The organism is Pseudomonas sp. Soil_N_39 (assembly GCF_057655955.1).
In genome coordinates, this window is record NZ_JBDGLI010000028.1 from 41,697 (window position 1) to 59,701 (window position 18,005).

Here is an 18,005-nt window from a genome sequence, read left to right on the forward strand (position 1 = left end):
GACAGGTCACTGGCTTGAGATGTTCCTGGAAACGGCTCAAGCCTGTGCAGTACATATATATATGGGGCTATAAATAGGCGGGTAAGAACCCATGCAATGCAAGAAGCCCACTTAATTGCGCCGCGCTCATTCCAAAGGCCAGGCTGAGCGTCAGGGTTTGCACCAGGAACTTTGAGTTGCCCGGCGTGAGGCTTTCCACCAGGGCCACGCACTTCTCCCGTAGCAAGCGAAGTGCGCCATCGTTTGCGGGCGGGGTCTGGCTGAGGCCTTCGCGCGCCAAGTCCTGGTAGAGGCTGAGATGGTGATCGCAAAGATTGGTTTTTCTCAGGTCCTGGGCAACGATGGGGCGAGCCTTATCGGTCTCAAGGGTCCATTGGCGGGTTTTCAGGTTGTAGGTCAGACCGCCGCGAGTGCCGTCCCTGACGGCAATGTTCAGCACCCTCAATTCCCTGGCAGCGAAGGCGGCCAGTTCGCTGGGCCATGCCGCTGAGGGGGCGAGCGCAAAAGTGAAATACCGAGCGTCGAGCGCCTCGACATACACCCGTTCAAACAGGGTATCGACTGCATGAACGACGCCTTGGGCGGTGATGACCCGTATCTTGTCGACAAGGTCTTCAGCCTCATACGTGGGGAGATGAATAATCGTTGTGCCCAGCTGCAACCGGTTGGAAGCAAGATTGATCTCGACGTGCCCCAGGCGCGTAGCGTCAAGTTCCCAGGTCGAGGCCTGGGGCAGCCGGGGATTGGCCCCCGCGAGGGCGCCGGGTGTGGATAACCGTAGCGTCATGTCCGGGCTCAGGTGCACCAGGTAGGTGGCGCCTTCGCCGATCAGGACTTCAATGCCGGTTTGCTCCGAGGGGGAGGTGAGCTGGGCGCAGGTGGCTCGGTTGCGCATGTAATAGGGGGGCTTGTCCGAAGGAGGAAGATAGACATATTGCTTTCGGGTCGCCGTGAGCGGCAATGCCAGGTCGGTTTTCCAGTTTACCGACGATTGGCCAATGAATTTTTCGTCCAGTAGCAGGCCATAGTCGGGTGTCGGTTGGACGAGGCGGTAGGACACGCCGTCCTTCATGATGAGCGTAACGAGATGGTTCGAGCCCAGGGCGGAAAATGCACGTCGCTTCGTGCGGGTATCTTGCGCGCTGTAACGCTCATCGGAGCTGGCCAGGTTCTTCAAGACCACGTGGCGTGAGCCGAAATAAATCGTCAGGCCACATTCCCCATACTTTACGGTGTCCCAACCATCATCGTCGTGAGTGACCAGGACGTTGTAATGGGCCTCGATCCGCGTCAGCTCGGTGCTGGCATAATCCAGATGCACCGTGGTGGTGAAGTCGCTGCGTTGTGTTACCTGCAGCGTCGTCGCCACGGTAAGGCGTGACAGGTAATAGCTCGTGTCCTTGTCGTGTGCGACCCGGTGCGTTTTCTGGTTATTGAGGATAATCGGGCTGCGCGGTGTTCCCTGCTGGGTGATGACCGCTTCAATGGCGAGGGGCTGGCTCTGCTCCAGGGTGTCGGGCAGGTCGGGCACCAAGTGATAGCCATCCTTTGTGATGAAGGTCAGTTTGTTGTTCTGGAGGTATCGTACGTCGTCGTCGGGCTGGTAGACCTTTTTGATGATGACTTCACGCAGTTGCCAGTCATCTGCGTCAAAGCCCGAGGTCACCACCAGGTTGTCCCCTTCGATCTTCCAGCCTTCGATCAGGTCGGCTCTCCAGTCCACAGCAATGACGCTATTGCCGATGCCGTCCTCGCTGATGAATACGCGCCCCGGTTTATGGGCGATGGCGTAGACGTCGTTGCCCGGCCCACCGTCTGCGTCGCGGTTGTTGGCGCCCAGGAGGAAAATCTGGTCATCGCCTGCACCGGCCTCGATGGCATCGTTGCCGCGGGATTTAATGATGTTGGGGCCGGCGGTGCCCTTGATGATGTTGCGACCCCCCTCCAGTATTTCTACGTGTTCAATGCTCTCCAGGACCGCATGGCGATAGTCCTCGGTGTCTTTTTCCTGGCTGGCTTGGGTGATGAGGGTGATCTGCCCAGCCTCCAGGTCGACGTGATAACCAAGCTGTTGTGCCTCGGTATCCCGAGAGCGACCGGATAAAATGACGGTGTCACTGCCTGCGCCACCGACTAGTCGATTGGGTGAAGGAGGGTTTTCCGTGAGGCTCTGCGTTGAACCCTCGAAAATGAAAACATCGTCTTTCTCACCCCCGGTCAGCTGTTTAACGCCTGCGCCGTAATGGAAAACGTTCGGTTTGCTTTTCGGACCGATGATGGTGTCGTTGCCACCACCGATATACCAGTGGATGCCTTTGTGTTCCGCCGAAGTACCCAGCACGGCCCCGGGGGTATCGGCAGTGACCCCGTCGCGGGCATCGATGAAGTCGTCGCTGTCCGTGATCCTGGGGCGCACTCGGGTCGCCTGGTAGCGTTCTCCCGTCCACCAATTCCAAGTGTTGTAAGTCACCTGTTCGAGTTCTACGCTGAACTTTCCGTTTACGATGGCTTCGGTGCTGTTTTTCAAGGTGCCTTGCAATAACTTCATGGCATTGGCCCGAAGTTGTTTCGTGTGTTCAGCGGTCGCCTTGGCGATGGTATAGCGCTCCTGGATGGCTTCATCGGGGCTGATGGTCCAGAAGGCGAACCAACCTGTGCGCAGGCGCTCATGCACGGTGAGTTCTATGTAGTTGTCGATTTCATCGACTTCACGAATCGCCCCCCAGACTTGTGATCCAACCGCGAGGATCAATCCCGCGGCAAGGCCCACGGGGCCGGCGGAAGTAAAACCCGCCAATGCCGCTGCGCCGATCATCACGGACATGGCGGCGCTGGTGATGCTCAAGGCGGCGTTGACGTAATGATCCGTGGCTTCATTGCCGGTGGCGTTGGCGGCAGCCTTGAAAGCGTCGATGGCCGCGACGATATCGAATGGCAGTGTCAGCACGCTGGCAATCAAGCCGCTGCCACGCCCCAGCCGTAAGGCAAACGAGGTTTTGGCGAAACTCCCGAGGGAACTTTGGCCGGCCTTGAGCATGTTCGTGGCTTGCCGGGTCAGCGCGGCCTCGACACCGATCGAGGCGACCTCGGCACTCACGCTGGCCCCATTGAAGACGGCCTGGTAACCGTTCTTGTTGCGGATGGCATCTTGCAAACCACGCAGGCCGCTGTAGATGCCAAAGGCCTGGAGTCCGAACCCTGTGGGAATCAGGATGTTGCTCTTGGATCTGTTTACCCACTTAAATGTTTTTTCTGCAAGCGAAGCGGTATTGAGTTTTTGGGCAGAATTTAAAAGCTTTTCGAGCGTGGTTCGATAATGGGCTGATTCAGGTTGTGTTTCAGGAGGGTCATTGAGCAACGGCGGGGCGATAGAGGAGCGCTCACTGGCAATTTCGAACAGCAGTGTTGGCAAGCGGTAGTCGTTGGCGTTGTCGATCAGCTTTATACGGGTTTCGATATCAACCGGGTTGAACCGCAACGTATTCAGGAAAAAACGATTGGGGGTGCGGAAAAACGTATTGTCGCCGTTCAGGGGCTGGCCATTGGTCGTTACGCCCAGCGCATCCAGGGCTAAACGAGTCACCGTCACGGAGCCGATACGCAGCGGGCCATACAGTTTATCGACCACTTCGAGTTGGGCTTGTCTTCGCTTATGTTCCGGGCCGATCAGGGTTTCATTGCCTGCTTTGAAATCGAGTGTCTCGACAGAATGATCATTGGCATCAAAGCCTAGATCCGTCACGACGACGGCGTGCTCGTGAGAAACGGAACCGGGGTAAAAAACCTTGGCCATTGTGAACTTCCTTGTTCAACGATAATGAATGGCCTTCTATGTAAGGTGTTTTTCTGACGGGTGTATATCAATGGGTTGTTGCGCCGTTTTACCAGCGCCGCGGCTCAAAAAAGGTCACCGGTACTCAGTGGCTGGACAGTAAGGACGCTGCGCCCGCGCCGCCAAACAGCCCGGCACTGATGCGGTTGAACCAACTCTGGCCTCTGCCCGTGCGCAAATACCGCGCCGCGCCATGGGCGCCGAGGCCGTAGGCAAGCTTGCACAGCAGGTCGAGTACGGTCCAGGTGGCGATCATGATCAGCAGTTGTGGCAGGAACGCGTGTTCGGCGCTCAAAAATTGCGGCAGGAAAGCGGCGAAGAACAGGATGTCTTTCGGGTTGCTCGCACCCAACACGAACGCCCGCCCGAAGAGGGCGCGAAAGCGCGGGACGGCAGCGGCCTGGGGCACTTCGGCGCCTTGGGAGGGTTGGCGCGATTGCTGCCAGCTCTGCCAGGCCAGGTAAAACAGGTACAGGGCACCGACGATCTTCAGGGCGCTGAACAACTGCTCCGAGGCCATCAACAATGCGCCGAGCCCCAGCGCCGAAGCGCTCAGCAGGCAGATCGATGCGATCACCCCGCCGAGGAATGCCGGGTACGAGCGGCGCAGACCGTAGTTCAGGCTATTGCCGATCATCAACAACGACAACGGGCCGGGGATGAGGATCACCACCAAGGCGGCGCCACTGAACAACAGCCAGGTTTCCAGATTCATTGCTTTGCTCCTGATGTACAAAAGCCTCACCCGAGGGGTGAGGCAGGTGGATACGGTATCGCTTACAAGAAGATGAACTTGGCGATGAAGATCGCGCAGAGCACCCACAGGCTGACGGAGATTTCCTTGTGTTTTCCGGTGCCGGCCTTGAGCACCACATAGGTGATGAACCCCAGGGCGATACCGTCGGCGACCGAGAACGTCAGGGGCATCATGATGGCCGTGACGATGGCTGGAATGCTGTCGGTTGGTTCGTCCCATTCGATGTGGGCCATGCCGCCCATCATCAGCATGGCGACGTAGATCAAGGCCCCGGCCGTGGCATAGGCCGGGATCATACCGGCCAGCGGTGCGAAGAACATGGCGGCAATAAATAGCACACCGACGGTCACGGCGGTAAGCCCCGTGCGGCCACCGGCGGCCACACCGGCGGCGCTTTCCACGTAACTGGTCACCGGCGGCACACCGACCATGGCGCCGAATACGCTGGAGGCGCTGTCGGCTTTCAAGGCGCGGGACAGGTTCTCGATCTTGCCATCGGCCTTCACCAGGCCGGCGCGCTGGGCAACGCCCATCAAGGTGCCGGCGGTGTCGAACATGTGCACGAACAGGAAGGCCAGCACCACGCTGATCATGCTGATGTTGAACACCCCGGCCACGTCCATCGCCATCCATGTCGGGGCCAGGCTCGGCGGTGTCGACATGACGCCGTTGTACTGCACCAGTCCCAGGCCCCAACCGGCCAGCGTCACGGCGATGATGCTGATCAGGATCGCCCCGAACACACGGTGATAACTGAGCACGGCGATCATCAGGAAGCACACCGCGGCCAGCAACGGACCGGGTTCACGCAACGAGCCAAGCTTGATCAGGGTGGCGGGGCTGTCGACGATGATCCCGGCGGTTTTCAGGCCGATCAGCCCGAGGAACAACCCGACCCCCGCGCCCATGGCGAAGCGCAGGCTCACCGGAATGCTGTTGAGCAGCCACTCGCGCACCCGTGACAGGGTCAAGAACATGAACAGCACACCGGAAATGAACACCGCGCCCAACGCGGTTTCCCAGTTGTAGCCCATGGTGCCGACCACGGTGTAGGTGAAGAAGGCGTTCAGGCCCATGCCCGGTGCCAGGCCCACCGGCCAGTTGGCGTACAGGCCCATCAACAGGCAGCCCAGGGCGGCGGCGATGCAGGTGGCGACGAACGCGGCACCGTGATCGATGCCGGCGTCGGCCATGATGTTGGGGTTGACGAAGATGATGTAGGCCATGGTGATGAAGGTTGTCAGGCCGGCAATCAACTCGGTCTTCACCGTGGTGCCATGCAAGCTGAGTTTGAAGAGGCGTTCCAGCCAGCCACTGCGTAGTGGCGGCGAGAGGTCCAGCGTCCGGGCGTCGGGTTTGCGGCTTTCCACAGCGAGTACTCCTCAAGAGTCTTATTGTTATTTCCAGCACCGCAAACGCCCTGGGGGTGGTCGCGATGCGTTGAGGCAGGTAAGGCTGGCGAAGTATGTTGACCTTTTGGTCAGGAACTCGCACGAAGCGAATTATGCTTTTGTATACAAATAATGCAAATAATGTTTTCTGTATTGTCGACGAAATGTCTGGCGATAGGGATATATCACCCATGCGGACGCTATCGCGAGCAAGCTCGCTCCCACAGTGGGGTGGGGTGAATGCAAGAATTGGGTTCAACCATGAACCCTGTGGGAGCGAGCTTGCTCGCGATAGCGTCGGATCAGGTGCCTTCAGTCACTGGATTTGCCCAGTGCCAGGTTCACCGCCAACCACCCATTCACCGCCGCCTCCCCAGCCTCGGCAAACACCCGCTCCAGCAATTTCACCTGCTCGCGCCGCAACGCCTGCTCGAACCGCTCGCCCTCGGCCGTCAGTTCCAGCAGCCGCTTACGCTTGTCAGTCTCGGACGCAACGCTGTTCACCAGGTGCATTTCCATCAACTGGCGCAACGGCATGTTCAGCGCCTGCTTGCTCACTCCGAGCAGGGCCAGCAATTCCTTCACGCTCAAGGACGGATAGCGGGCGATGAAAAAGACGATGCGCTGGTGGACCCGGCTCAACCCACGACGCTCGAGCATTTCATCGGCCTTGGCGGTGAACGCCTGATAACCGAAGAAAAACGCTTCCATGGCCATTTGTTGGGAGGTTGGGTTTTTAAGGTCAAGCATATTGACGTATCCAGAGGGGTCGGAGTAGTTTCGGTCAATCAGTTTGACTCATTCTTCCAGCGACCCGCTACAGGTGACCCCATGGCTTTTTCCGAACGTGTCTCGCGCCTCAAAAGTTCTTTGATTCGAGAAATCCTCGCGGCGGCGCAGCGCCCTGAAGTGATGTCGTTCGCCGGCGGCCTGCCAGCCGAAGCCATGCTGCCGAAGGTGGAATGGGCGGCCATGCCGTTGTCCATGGGGCAGTACGGCATGAGCGAAGGCGAACCGGCCCTGCGCGAAGCCCTGGCGGCTCAGGCGCGGGCATTGGGCGTGGTCTGTGAGGCGAGTCAGGTGTTGGTGGTCAGCGGCTCCCAGCAAACCCTCGACCTGGCGGCCAAGTTGCACATTGACGTGGGCACCGAAGTGATGCTCGAAGCGCCGACGTATCTGGCGGCGCTGCAGATTTTCCAGTTGTTCGGCGCCGACTGCATCACCGTGCCCCTGGAGGCCGATGGCCCGGATCTGCATCAGTTACGGGCCCGGCTGGAGCGGCATCGGCCTGCGTTCATCTACCTGATTCCGACGTTCCAGAACCCCTCGGCGGTGCGCTACAGCGAGGCCAAGCGCGACGCGGTGGCAGCTTTGCTGGATGAGTTCGGCGTCACCCTGATCGAGGACGAACCCTACCGCGAGCTGACGTTCGATGGCGGCAGTGCCACGCCGATCGTCAGTCGCTTGAAGAAAGCCAGCTGGATCTACACCGGCACCGTGTCGAAAACCCTGTTGCCGGGGCTGCGGGTGGGCTATCTGATCGCCAGCCCGGATTTGTTCCCGCACCTGCTGCGGCTCAAGCAATCGGCGGACCTGCACACCAATCGCATCGGTCAGTGGCAGGCGCTGCAATGGATCGGCACCGAGCAGTACCGCAGCCATTTGAGTGAATTGAGGGATTTCTACCGGGACCGTCGCGATCGGTTCCAGGTGGCGTTGCTAAAGCATTTCTCTGATATCGCGGACTGGAACGTACCCCAGGGTGGATTGTTTTTCTGGCTGACCCTCAGGCAACCGTTGGACACCCGTACCTTGCTCGCCGCCGCGCTGGCAGCCGATGTGGCGTTCATGCCGGGAGAGCCGTTCTTTCCTGAACCGGACCAGCATCCAGGGCACCTGCGCTTGAACTTCAGCCACATTGATCCGGCGCGGCTGGATGAAGGGCTCAAGCGGTTGGCGGGGGTGGTGCGGGAGGCGTTGGCGGTAAAAGCGGCTTGATATCAGGGGCTTTGTGGTGGCTGTCCGGGCCCCATCGCGAGCAAGCTCGGCTCCCACAGGGGACGGTGGTGAATACAAATCTAGCGTTCACCAAGGCCTACTGTGGGAGCCGAGCTTGCTCGCGATGGGGGCCTCCCAGCCACCACAAAACCATCAGGCTGCAGAGAACCGCTTATCCAGATACTCAATAATCACCTTGGACTCATACATCCAGGTGGTCTTGCCATCTTCTTCAATACGCAGGCACGGCACTTTGATCCTGCCGCCTTGCTCCAGCAGCGTCTGGCGATCCTGTTCGTTGTTTTTCGCATCGCGCAGGGCCACCGGCACGTTGAGACGGCGCAGGGTGCGGCGGGTCTTCACGCAGAACGGGCAGGCGTGGAATTGATACAGCGTCAGGCTGCGGGCGGCCTGGTCGACCTGGGCCTGGGCCGCGGCCGGGCGCTGTTTCTTGCCGGGGCGGGTGATGAAGTCGATGAAGATAATGAGCTGGCCCAAGCCAACTCGAAGCGCTTTGACAATCACGGTATTCAGCCTCGCGGCAGGGAAGAAGAGGGCGCGCAGCTTACCTGATTTTTCACCGGCGAAAAAAAACCGGCGATCAACGCCGGTTTTCTTCAAGCGACGGGTTACTTGATGAGGCTGAGGAATTCGCTGCGAGTGGCGGCGTTTTCCCGGAACTCGCCGAGCATCACCGAAGTGATCATCGAGGAATTCTGCTTTTCCACACCGCGCATCATCATGCACATGTGCTTGGCCTCGATCACCACCGCCACGCCCAAGGCGCCGGTCACTTGCTGGACCGCGTCGGCGATCTGGCGGCTGAGGTTTTCCTGGATCTGCAGGCGACGGGCATACATGTCGACGATGCGCGCGACTTTCGACAGCCCCAGCACCTTGCCACTCGGGATATAGGCCACGTGGGCCTTGCCGATGAAAGGCAGCAGGTGGTGTTCGCACAACGAGTACAACTCGATGTCCTTGACCAGCACCATCTCGCTATTGTCGGAGCTGAACAAGGCACCGTTGGTGACTTCTTCCAGGGTCTGTTCATAACCGCGGCAGAGGTACTGCATGGCCTTGGCAGCGCGCTTGGGCGTGTCGAGCAGGCCCTCGCGGGAAACGTCCTCGCCCAGTTGGCCGAGAATCGCGGTGTAATTCTGTTCCAGAGACATGAAACTACCTGTGGGATGGGATTTTACGCAAAGGGCAAGGGTACGGTGGCGGACACGGCGCTGCAAGCTCGGCAAGCGAGGGCTACTCGTCGCGACCTTCCATCATGGTGCGCTTGAGCATCACGTAGACCGCCCCGGCGCCGCCGTGTTTCGCCTGGCAGGAGGTGAAGCCCAGCACTTGCGGGTGCTGGCGCAGCCAGGTGTTGACGTGGCTCTTGATCATCGGTCGCTTGCCGTCCAGGCGCACGGCTTTGCCATGGGTGACGCGCACGCAACGGATTTCGAACTTGGTGGCTTCGGCCAGGAACGCCCAAAGGGTTTCCCGGGCCTTTTCGACGCTCATGCCGTGCAGGTCTAGGCTGCCTTCGAAGGGGATCTGGCCGACCTTCAGCTTGCGCATCTGGCTTTCCTGGACGCCGTCGCGCGCCCACATCAACTCGTCTTCCGGGCCGACGTCGATCACGAATTGATCGGACAAACCGTCCACGGTCGTGGCGTCGGTGCGCACGGTGGCGGCTTGGCGCAGCTTGGCGATTTGCGCGCGATCGGCCTTGGGCTTGCCGGTCTCGGCACGGTCGTGTTTGATCGGTTTTACGCCCTGGATCGCACTTTTGAACAGGGAAAAGTCGTCGTCTTGCATGTCAGCCTCCGCGAAGCCGGCCAGTTTACCCAACTCTGGCGGGATCAGGCGCGACAAAACGTCGAGTGGCGGATCAGTCGTGCTTTTTCATCAGGTGCGGAGCCATGGCCAGCTCCAGGGATTGGCGGGCGCGACGGCGGCAGCGGCGCCAGAGCCAGACGCCCAACAGCAACACGAAAAGACCGACTGCCAGGATGATCGCCGAACCCAGTGGGGTGGCATTCAACTCGCCCAATGCGGGTGGACGGCCCAGCAAGCTGGCCGCACCGGCCATGGCCAGCAGCACACCGAGTGTTGCCAGCAGCGCAGCGATCGCCGCGCCAAAACGAAACCGCCAGTTGCTCGGGCCCTTGGGCCGCAAGCGACGTGCGTCAAAACCATCGGATAACTTCATTCCGACCTTCCTCAATGGGTATCGGCCCTTCGACCGGAAGATATTCGGGTTGTTCCTGAGGCTAGGGTAATTGCAGCAAATGAGAGGCTTTTGCGGATGAGCGGCAGGGAGGGCCGCTCATCAAGGCGCATCAGATGAAGTCGCGGGTCAGGGCCAGGGTGGCGAAGTTGTCGGCCATGATCGCCATTTCGGTCTGCTGAACGTGCTCGGCACTGAGGACACCGCCTTTGTACGGCAGATCGCGCGTGGCGCAGGCGTCCTCCACCAGGGTGCAGCGAAAGCCCAGGTTCTTGGCGGCGCGCACGGTGGTGCTGACGCTGGAATGGCTCATGAACCCGCACACGATCAGGTCCAGGGGGCCGAAGTCTTCCAGGCGCTTTTTCAGCTCGGTGCCGTGGAAGGCGCTGGGCAGCAACTTTTCGACCACGGTTTCGTCGCTCAGGGGTTCGAGGCCGGCAATGAACTCCCCGCGTTCGCCTTGTGGATCGAACAGCCCGCCATGGGTGCCCAGGTGGCGCACATGCACGATCGGGCGACCGGCTGCACGGGCCGCGCCGAGCAGTTGCTTGATGTTCGCGACGGCTGCATCCATGCCGCTCAGGGCCAGGGGCCCGGCGAGGTATTCCTTCTGGGCATCGATGATGATCAAGGTCGCTTGACTCAGATTGGCCGCTGCATAACCACGGCCGCTGAGTTGAAACATCGTTTTTGGAACGGACATTCTGGGGCTCCTTCGAGTGGGGCTTTTGCGACATTGTCCTCTGGCTGAGCGGTTCTGTGAATCGCTTCCATCGCAAGGGCCGCCGTTGCTGGCCTACAGCCTTGTCAAGATGCTCGTCTCGTTCAATAGGCGGTGCAAAAAACGGATAAATCCTACGATTGGTCCAGCGCTTTTCGTTCGCCATCGAGGCGTGTTTGGGTGGGGCCGCGTTTGGCTGGTAGACTCGCCCGTCGATTTTTCTGGAGTTTGCCGCCGTGATCACTTCCCGTCTCCGTACCCTGCGCGACCATATCCGTTGGGCCGTCAGCCGTTTCCATGGGGAGGATCTGTTTTTCGGCCATGGCACCGACAACGCGTGGGATGAAGCTCGGCAACTGGTGTTGGGTGCGTTGCACCTGCCGTGGGAAATCGCCGACAGCTACCTGGACTGCCGTCTTGAAGACGAAGAACTGGTGCATGTGCAGCGTCTGCTGCGTCGGCGCATTGCCGAGCGCATCCCGACGGCCTACCTGTTGGGTGAGGCCTGGTTCTGCGGAATGTCGTTCATCGTCGATGAGCGCGTGCTCATTCCGCGCTCGCCCATCGGTGAGCTGATCGAAAACCGTTTCGAGCCTTGGTTGGGCCAGGCACCGACCCGGATTCTCGACTTGTGCACCGGTTCCGGCTGCATCGGCATTGCCTGTGCCTATGAATTCCCGGAGGCCGAGGTGGTGCTGGCCGACCTGTCGTTCGAAGCACTGGAAGTGGCCAACCAGAACATCGAGCGCCACGGCGTCGACGAGCGCGTGTTCACCGTTCAGGGGGATGGTTTCGAAGGTCTGCCGGGGCAACGTTTCGACCTGATCGTGTCGAACCCGCCCTACGTTGATGCGGAAGATTTCGCCGACATGCCGCAGGAGTACCAGCACGAACCGGAGCTGGGCCTGGCCTGTGGCGACGACGGCTTGAACCTGGTTCGCCGGATGCTGGCCGAGGCGGCCGATCATCTGACCGAGAAAGGGCTGTTGATTGTCGAGGTGGGCAACAGCCAGGTGCACGTCGAGGCGCTGTACCCGGAAGTCGATTTCGCCTGGCTCGACTTCGAGCGTGGTGGCCATGGCGTGTTTATGCTCAGTGCCGAGCAGTGCCGCCAGTATCAGGCGGTGTTTGCTTCGCGGGTTTGATTGCTGCGACCGCTTTTGTGGCTTCAAAGGCTCAAAATAGTACTTGCCAGATTTACGACTGCTGCGCAGCCGAGCGGGAGCAAGCTCCCTCGCCACGGGATTGTCCGCATTTTTCCGCCGCAACCCTACTGTGGGAGCGAGCTTGCTCGCGATGGCGTCGGATCAGCAGCATGGAAGTTGACTGATTCACCGCTATCGCGAGCAAGCTCGCTCCCACAGGGTTACTCACGCGCTGTTGGGTTCAATGCCGCGTCGCAATCCAGATCAGCAACCCCGCCTGGAACATGGCGAAAGCCACCAGGCAGGTGATGGTGAAGCGCAGGCCGGTGTCTTCGCGCTTGAACTTGGTGACCTTTTCTTCCTGCTGCTTGAGTTTGACTTCCTGTTCCGCCAGGTTCTGCTCGGCTTGTTGCAGCATCTGCGCAGCTTCGAGGATGGTCACGAACTGCAGCTTCTCGGTGTTCCAGTCGCCGATCAAATCGCCGACCTGGGCCGGCTTGATGCTGCCCTTGAGGTGTTGGGCATCGGCGTAGGCCACCTCGAAACCCTGGGCCTTGAGAAAGCGGTCGCGGCGCAGGCGAGTGTCTTCGTTCAGGGCGTCCTTGTTATCCAGGTCGGAGCCTTCAACCTGGTAGGCCGACCAGCGTTTCTTGGCCCAGGTAATACCTTGGGCCGCCAGGAAACGGCCGATGCCACGGTTCAACGGCTCGACTTGCAGGTTGTCCGGGGAAAAAGTCAGGCGTTTTTCGACGTGGTCGGCCCAGACGTCCAGGTGATTCTGTTCCTTGCGCACCCGCTGGTTCGGCAACTGGATGGTCATGCGCAGCAGGCTGCGCTCCTTGCTGTGGCGCTCGACGTAGCTGAACTCGACAAACCGCAGCGGCCGCACACCGGTGGCGCGGTCGGTCTTGAGCGGCGCCAGCCGGAGCATCTTGTGATGCTCGGTGTGCACGTCGGCCCACGGCAGCTCCACCGCAGACGAGGCGGGGGCTTCGGCAGCGGTGTCGGGGGAAGTTTGAGTTTCAGTCATAACGGCAAAGTCCTGTCCAGGCCGGCGGGTCGGTAGCCATTGCGCTATCCGACACAGTGCTATCGGCCGTTTTTGCCAGGACTGGAGGGCTAGTTGCGACTAAAACCGCTTAACGGGCGGCTAACGAGTCAATAAAACGCAGAATCCGCGTACCGAGCTCGGCCGCCAGGGGCAGGTTAGGGTCTTTGTAGGAGGCCAGTTGCCGTTTCACGTCGTTGGGCACGATGCGCATCACGTGGTTCATGCCCTCGATCAGCGCCAGCTCGGCGTCGGGCTTGGCGGCTTTCAACTGCCGGGCATCATCGACGCTGACCTGGATGTCGTTGCTGCCCTGGATGATCAAGGCAGGCATCTTCAACGCGGCGAAGGCTCGGGCCGGGTCCTGGCGGAACAACGAGATCAGGTAGGGCTGAACGCTGGGGCGGAAAATGACCTGCAATTGCGCCGGCACGTTGTTGTCGAGCTGCCCGGCCTTGAGGCTGTCGAGCAGCTCATTGCTGCGCAACATCAGCGGTGGTGGCAGGCGGTTGCTCAGTTGTTGGCGCAGCACCTGGTCGATCGGCCGGGCACTGCCGGACAGCGAAATCACCGCCGCCGCGTTGGCCTGGGGCGCCGCGAGGCTGGCGATCAACGCGCCTTCGCTGTGGCCCAGCAGGATCAACGGGCCCAGGCGTGGATCGGCGGCGAGCTTGTGGCTCCAGGCCACGGCATCGGCCACATAGGCCTCGACGCTCAGGTTGCGCTCGTCCGGTGTCGCCGCGAGGCTGGCGGCCACACCGCGTTTGTCATAGCGCACGCTGGCAATGTTGTGCCTGGCCAGGACCCAGGCCAGGCGCTTGAGGCTGTCGTTGCGCCCGCCCTCGGGGTTGTTGCCGTCGCGATCCGTAGGACCGGACCCGGAAATGATCAGGACAACCGGCACGGGCGTGTCGGACTTGGGCAGCAACAACGAGCCGAAAAGCTCACCACTGCCGGTGTCGAGACTGATCGGGCGTTGCAGCACCGTGGCTTGGGCCAGGCAGGAAAACAGGCCGGTGAACACGGCAAGGCTTAAGGCAAGCAGCTTTAACATCATCACGCCATTAGTTGCGAAGGTGCCGGTTGGACTGGTGGTCGCCGATAAGGTTCGAGGATGAACTACGCGGGGAGCCTGCGTATACTGGCGCCCACTACGAATCCAAGGTTGAGTCTCTCAGCGTTTTTCACGGAGCACCCTGCATGTCCGGCAATACCTACGGCAAGCTGTTCACTGTCACCACCGCGGGCGAAAGCCATGGCCCGGCGTTGGTCGCCATTGTCGACGGCTGCCCGCCGGGCCTGGAGATTTCCCTGGACGACCTGCAGCGTGACCTCGACCGCCGCAAGCCCGGCACCAGCCGCCACACCACCCAGCGCCAGGAAGCCGATGAAGTCGAAATCCTGTCCGGCGTGTTCGAAGGGCGCACCACCGGCTGCGCCATTGGCCTGCTGATTCGCAACACTGACCAGAAGTCCAAGGACTACTCGGCCATCAAGGACCTGTTCCGCCCGGCCCACGCCGACTACACCTACCACCATAAATACGGTGAGCGCGACTACCGTGGCGGCGGCCGCAGCTCTGCCCGAGAAACCGCCATGCGCGTGGCGGCCGGGGCAATTGCCAAGAAATACCTGGCCAGCCAGGGCATCGTGATTCGTGGCTACATGAGCCAGTTGGGCCCCATCGAAATACCGTTCAAGACCTGGGATTCGGTGGAACAGAACGCGTTCTTCTGCCCCGACCCGGACAAGGTGCCGGAACTCGAGGCCTACATGGACCAACTGCGCAGGGACCAGGATTCGGTCGGCGCGAAGATCACCGTGGTGGCCGAAGGCGTGATGCCGGGCCTGGGCGAGCCGATCTTCGACCGCCTCGACGCCGAGCTGGCCCACGCGCTGATGAGCATCAACGCGGTGAAGGGCGTGGAGATCGGCGCCGGTTTCGCCTGCGTCGCCCAGCGCGGCACTGAGCACCGTGACGAACTGACCCCGGACGGTTTCCTCAGCAACAATGCCGGCGGCATCCTCGGCGGCATTTCCTCGGGCCAGCCGATCGTGGCGCACCTGGCCTTGAAGCCGACGTCCAGCATCACCACGCCGGGACGCTCCATCGACATCCATGGCAACCCGGTGGATGTGATCACCAAGGGCCGTCACGACCCGTGCGTCGGCATTCGTGCCACGCCCATCGCCGAAGCGATGATGGCCATCGTGCTGATGGATCACCTGCTGCGTCATCGCGGCCAGAACGCCGACGTCCGCGTCAGCACCCCGGTGCTGGGACAACTTTGATGGCCGGCCTGCCAGCCGCCGTGGCCTGACGACCATGGCGGCACTGCCGTACTGGCGGCTCTCCAGCTTCTATCTGTTCTATTTCGCGCTGCTCGGTTCGACGGCGCCGTTCCTGGCGCTGTATTTCGATCACCTGGGCTTCAACGCGGCGCGCATCGGCGAGCTGGTGGCGATCCCGATGCTGATGCGCTGCGTGGCGCCGAACATCTGGGGCTGGCTGGGGGATTACACCGGCCGACGCCTGGCGATCGTGCGCTTTGGCGCGATCTGTACGCTGCTGACCTTCTCGCTGATCTTCATCGACAAAAGCTACGCCTGGCTGGCGATGGTCATGGCGCTGCATGCGTTCTTCTGGCATGCCGTGTTGCCGCAGTTCGAAGTCATCACCCTGGCCCACTTGAGCGGGCAGGCCGCACGCTACAGCCAGATCCGCCTGTGGGGTTCCATCGGCTTCATCATCACCGTGGTCGTGCTCGGTCGTTTGTTCGAATGGCTGAGCCTGGACATCTACCCGCTGGCGCTGGTGTTGATCATGGCCGGCATCGTCCTCGCCAGCTTCTGGGTGCCCAACGCCCAGCCACTGCAGGGGCCGCGAGTCGCGGGGGAGGGCTTCCTGCGGCAACTGCGCAACCCTGGTGTACTGGCGTTCTACACCTGCGTGGGCCTGATGCAGGTGAGCCACGGGCCGTATTACACCTTCCTGACGTTGCACCTCGAACGCCTGGGCTACAGCCGCGGCTTGATCGGCATGCTTTGGGCGGTCGGTGTGGTGGCGGAAGTGTTGGTCTTCCTGCTGATGAGTCGGATCCTGGCGCGGTTTTCCGTGCGCCGGGTACTGCTGGCGAGTTTCCTGTTGGCGGCGTTGCGCTGGCTGTTGTTGGGCTCGCTGGCCGAGTTTCTCTGGGTGTTGTTGTTTGCCCAGGTGCTGCATGCGGCGACCTTCGGCAGCTTTCACGCCGCCGCCATCCATTTCGTGCAACGCAGCTTCGGCCCTCGCCAGCAAGGCCAGGGGCAGGCGCTGTATGCAGCGTTGGCCGGCACGGGCGGGGCCTTGGGCGCGTTGTACTCCGGGTACAGCTGGAACGCCCTGGGCGCCAGTTGGACGTTCAGTCTTGCCAGCCTCGCGGCCTTCGCGGCAGCCGTTATCATTGCGACACGTATGCAAGAGGACCGGCCATGAGCCTTCGAACCGTTAATTTGCTGGAGCCATTGTCATGAGTAGCCTGTCCGTCTATCACGTTTCGAGCCCTGATATTCCGAACAAGGTGTTGACTCATTTTGAGGACATTGCCGCGACCTTGGCTGAGCAAGGTGTTCGCTTTGATCGCTGGGAAGCGGCGGCGAACATTCAGCCTGGGGCTAGTGAGGAGGAGATTATTGCGGCTTACCAGGCTCGGATCGATGGGGTGATGACTGAGCGCGGTTATGTTGCGGTCGATGTGGTCAGTGTCAGCAGCGATCACACGGAACAGGTCGAGCCGCAGGCTGAGTTGCTTGAGGAGCGTCGCCATAACCAGGATGAGGCACGATTTTTCGTAGCTGGTCGGGGGGTGTTTAACCTGCACATTGGCGATTATGTCTACGCGGTGTTGTGTGAGAGGAATGACTTGATCACGGTGCCTGGTGGTACGCCGCATTGGTTTGACGGGGGGGAGCGGCCGCATTTTGTTTCGATTCGTTTGTCTGGTGATTCGCAGGGGGTGGTTGCTGAGCTCACCGGGGATGATATTGCTTGCCGGTTTCCGCGCTTGGAGGATTGATTCGCGTCAGTGCTGCCATGAGTTTTTGTGTGTATATCCGTTGCTGCGGTAACGGCTACTTAGGGTTCCGCCCTTACGGCGGGTCACTTTTGGAAGAGCGCCAAAAGTAACCAAAAGCGCTTTGCCCCACCACTTGGTGCCTCGCTTAGGCTCGGCATGCCCGAACGCAGGCATTGCTCCGTGGGCCGCCGCGAAGGGCCATCCATGGCCCAGCGCGGCTAACCCGGCATCCATGCCGGGTTGCCCACTGCGCAATGCCTGCGTTCGGCCAGCGTGGTTTAACGGGGCGTCCAAATCAAGAGCCAAAGCAAGAGCAAGAGCAAGAGCGGGGCACATGCTGGCATCTATGTGGCTGAGCCACCGCCATCGCGAGCAAGCTCGCTCCCACATTGGATCTTTGGCGGGCACAAAAATCCATGTACACCGCAAAACATGTGGGAGCGAGCTTGCTCGCGATGGGGCCGGTACATCCAACATCATCGCAAACTGACCCACCGCCATCGCGAGCAGGCTCGCCCCCACAGTGGGCCTGCGGTGAACACAAGACCCATGAACACCCAAGATCCCTGTGGGAGCGAGCTTGCTCGCGATGAGGTCGGCACATCCCGCATTACCACAAACTGACACACCGCCTTCGCGAGCAAGCCCGTTCCCACAGGAGAAACGCGATCACCCAGAACCAGGTCGGCTATAAGGCCGCCTCGTGGTGGACGTTGATCTCGGGCGCCCCGTTAACCACGATGGCTGAACGAAGGTGTTGTGGAGTGGGCATCCCGGCATGGATGCCGGGATAGCCGCGCTGGGCCATGGATGGCCCTTCGCGGCGGGCCCACG

General features: G+C 60.8%; 16 protein-coding genes. 5 read left to right on the forward strand and 11 right to left on the reverse strand.

Annotation, left to right across the window (positions count from 1 at the left end):
• Positions 1 to 67: 67 nt before the first annotated feature.
• From AC3A5O_RS27560 to AC3A5O_RS27575, 4 genes are all read right to left on the reverse strand, one after another.
• Positions 68 to 3,793, reverse strand: coding sequence for a calcium-binding protein (locus AC3A5O_RS27560; protein WP_487753964.1), 3,726 nt, complete (start codon positions 3,791 to 3,793; stop codon positions 68 to 70).
• 124 nt (positions 3,794 to 3,917) lie between these two features.
• Positions 3,918 to 4,547, reverse strand: coding sequence for a LysE family translocator (locus AC3A5O_RS27565; protein WP_122566983.1), 630 nt, complete (start codon positions 4,545 to 4,547; stop codon positions 3,918 to 3,920).
• Between the two features lie 62 nt (positions 4,548 to 4,609).
• On the reverse strand, positions 4,610 to 5,959 hold the full coding sequence (locus tag AC3A5O_RS27570) for an NCS2 family permease (RefSeq protein WP_122566984.1): 1,350 nt from the start codon (positions 5,957 to 5,959) through the stop codon (positions 4,610 to 4,612).
• A 333-nt stretch (positions 5,960 to 6,292) separates the two neighbouring features.
• Positions 6,293 to 6,730 carry a MarR family winged helix-turn-helix transcriptional regulator gene (locus AC3A5O_RS27575; RefSeq protein ID WP_212799458.1) on the reverse strand — a complete coding sequence of 146 codons (438 nt, stop codon included), beginning with the start codon at positions 6,728 to 6,730 and terminating at the stop codon, positions 6,293 to 6,295.
• Positions 6,731 to 6,811: 81 nt separating this feature from the next.
• On the opposite strand from AC3A5O_RS27575, the gene AC3A5O_RS27580 reads away from it, so the two are divergent.
• Positions 6,812 to 7,978: an aminotransferase-like domain-containing protein gene (locus AC3A5O_RS27580; protein ID WP_305482322.1), complete on the forward strand. Its 1,167-nt coding sequence runs from the start codon at positions 6,812 to 6,814 to the stop codon at positions 7,976 to 7,978.
• Positions 7,979 to 8,131: 153 nt separating this feature from the next.
• Here the strand turns inward: AC3A5O_RS27580 and AC3A5O_RS27585 are convergent, their stop codons facing one another.
• The 5 genes from AC3A5O_RS27585 to AC3A5O_RS27605 form a co-directional block, all read right to left on the reverse strand.
• Positions 8,132 to 8,503 carry a glutathione S-transferase N-terminal domain-containing protein gene (locus AC3A5O_RS27585; protein ID WP_305471260.1) on the reverse strand — a complete coding sequence of 124 codons (372 nt, stop codon included), beginning with the start codon at positions 8,501 to 8,503 and terminating at the stop codon, positions 8,132 to 8,134.
• A 104-nt stretch (positions 8,504 to 8,607) separates the two neighbouring features.
• Positions 8,608 to 9,153: a GTP cyclohydrolase I FolE gene (gene folE, locus AC3A5O_RS27590; protein WP_003204506.1), complete on the reverse strand. Its 546-nt coding sequence runs from the start codon at positions 9,151 to 9,153 to the stop codon at positions 8,608 to 8,610.
• Between the two features lie 82 nt (positions 9,154 to 9,235).
• Entirely contained in the window at positions 9,236 to 9,793 is a 558-nt protein-coding gene (locus AC3A5O_RS27595) for a Smr/MutS family protein (protein ID WP_003204497.1), read from the reverse strand.
• A 73-nt stretch (positions 9,794 to 9,866) separates the two neighbouring features.
• The gene (locus AC3A5O_RS27600; protein ID WP_053124023.1) at positions 9,867 to 10,187 is read right to left on the reverse strand and encodes a hypothetical protein; all 321 of its coding nucleotides are present in this window, start codon (positions 10,185 to 10,187) and stop codon (positions 9,867 to 9,869) included.
• 130 nt (positions 10,188 to 10,317) lie between these two features.
• Positions 10,318 to 10,908, reverse strand: coding sequence for a cysteine hydrolase family protein (locus AC3A5O_RS27605; RefSeq protein WP_122566987.1), 591 nt, complete (start codon positions 10,906 to 10,908; stop codon positions 10,318 to 10,320).
• A gap of 254 nt (positions 10,909 to 11,162) precedes the next feature.
• On the opposite strand from AC3A5O_RS27605, the gene prmB reads away from it, so the two are divergent.
• Entirely contained in the window at positions 11,163 to 12,071 is a 909-nt protein-coding gene (gene prmB / locus AC3A5O_RS27610) for a 50S ribosomal protein L3 N(5)-glutamine methyltransferase (RefSeq protein ID WP_487753965.1), read from the forward strand.
• A gap of 241 nt (positions 12,072 to 12,312) precedes the next feature.
• On the opposite strand, the gene AC3A5O_RS27615 is transcribed toward prmB, so the two are convergent.
• Together AC3A5O_RS27615 and AC3A5O_RS27620 are read right to left on the reverse strand one after the other, a co-directional pair.
• Positions 12,313 to 13,101, reverse strand: coding sequence for a hypothetical protein (locus AC3A5O_RS27615; RefSeq protein ID WP_487753966.1), 789 nt, complete (start codon positions 13,099 to 13,101; stop codon positions 12,313 to 12,315).
• 109 nt (positions 13,102 to 13,210) lie between these two features.
• Entirely contained in the window at positions 13,211 to 14,176 is a 966-nt protein-coding gene (locus AC3A5O_RS27620) for an alpha/beta hydrolase (RefSeq protein ID WP_487753967.1), read from the reverse strand.
• Between the two features lie 143 nt (positions 14,177 to 14,319).
• Here AC3A5O_RS27620 and aroC point away from each other — a divergent pair, with 143 nt between their 5' ends.
• Genes aroC through AC3A5O_RS27635 form a run of 3 tightly spaced genes read left to right on the forward strand, consistent with a single transcriptional unit; the run spans position 14,320 to position 17,171 of the window.
• Positions 14,320 to 15,411 carry a chorismate synthase gene (gene aroC, locus AC3A5O_RS27625; protein ID WP_060741135.1) on the forward strand — a complete coding sequence of 364 codons (1,092 nt, stop codon included), beginning with the start codon at positions 14,320 to 14,322 and terminating at the stop codon, positions 15,409 to 15,411.
• 34 nt (positions 15,412 to 15,445) lie between these two features.
• Entirely contained in the window at positions 15,446 to 16,591 is a 1,146-nt protein-coding gene (locus AC3A5O_RS27630) for an MFS transporter (RefSeq protein WP_487753968.1), read from the forward strand.
• Positions 16,592 to 16,625: 34 nt separating this feature from the next.
• Complete coding sequence (locus AC3A5O_RS27635) at positions 16,626 to 17,171, forward strand: acireductone dioxygenase (RefSeq protein ID WP_487753969.1); 546 nt, start codon at positions 16,626 to 16,628, stop codon at positions 17,169 to 17,171.
• The last annotated feature ends 834 nt before the right edge of the window (positions 17,172 to 18,005 follow it).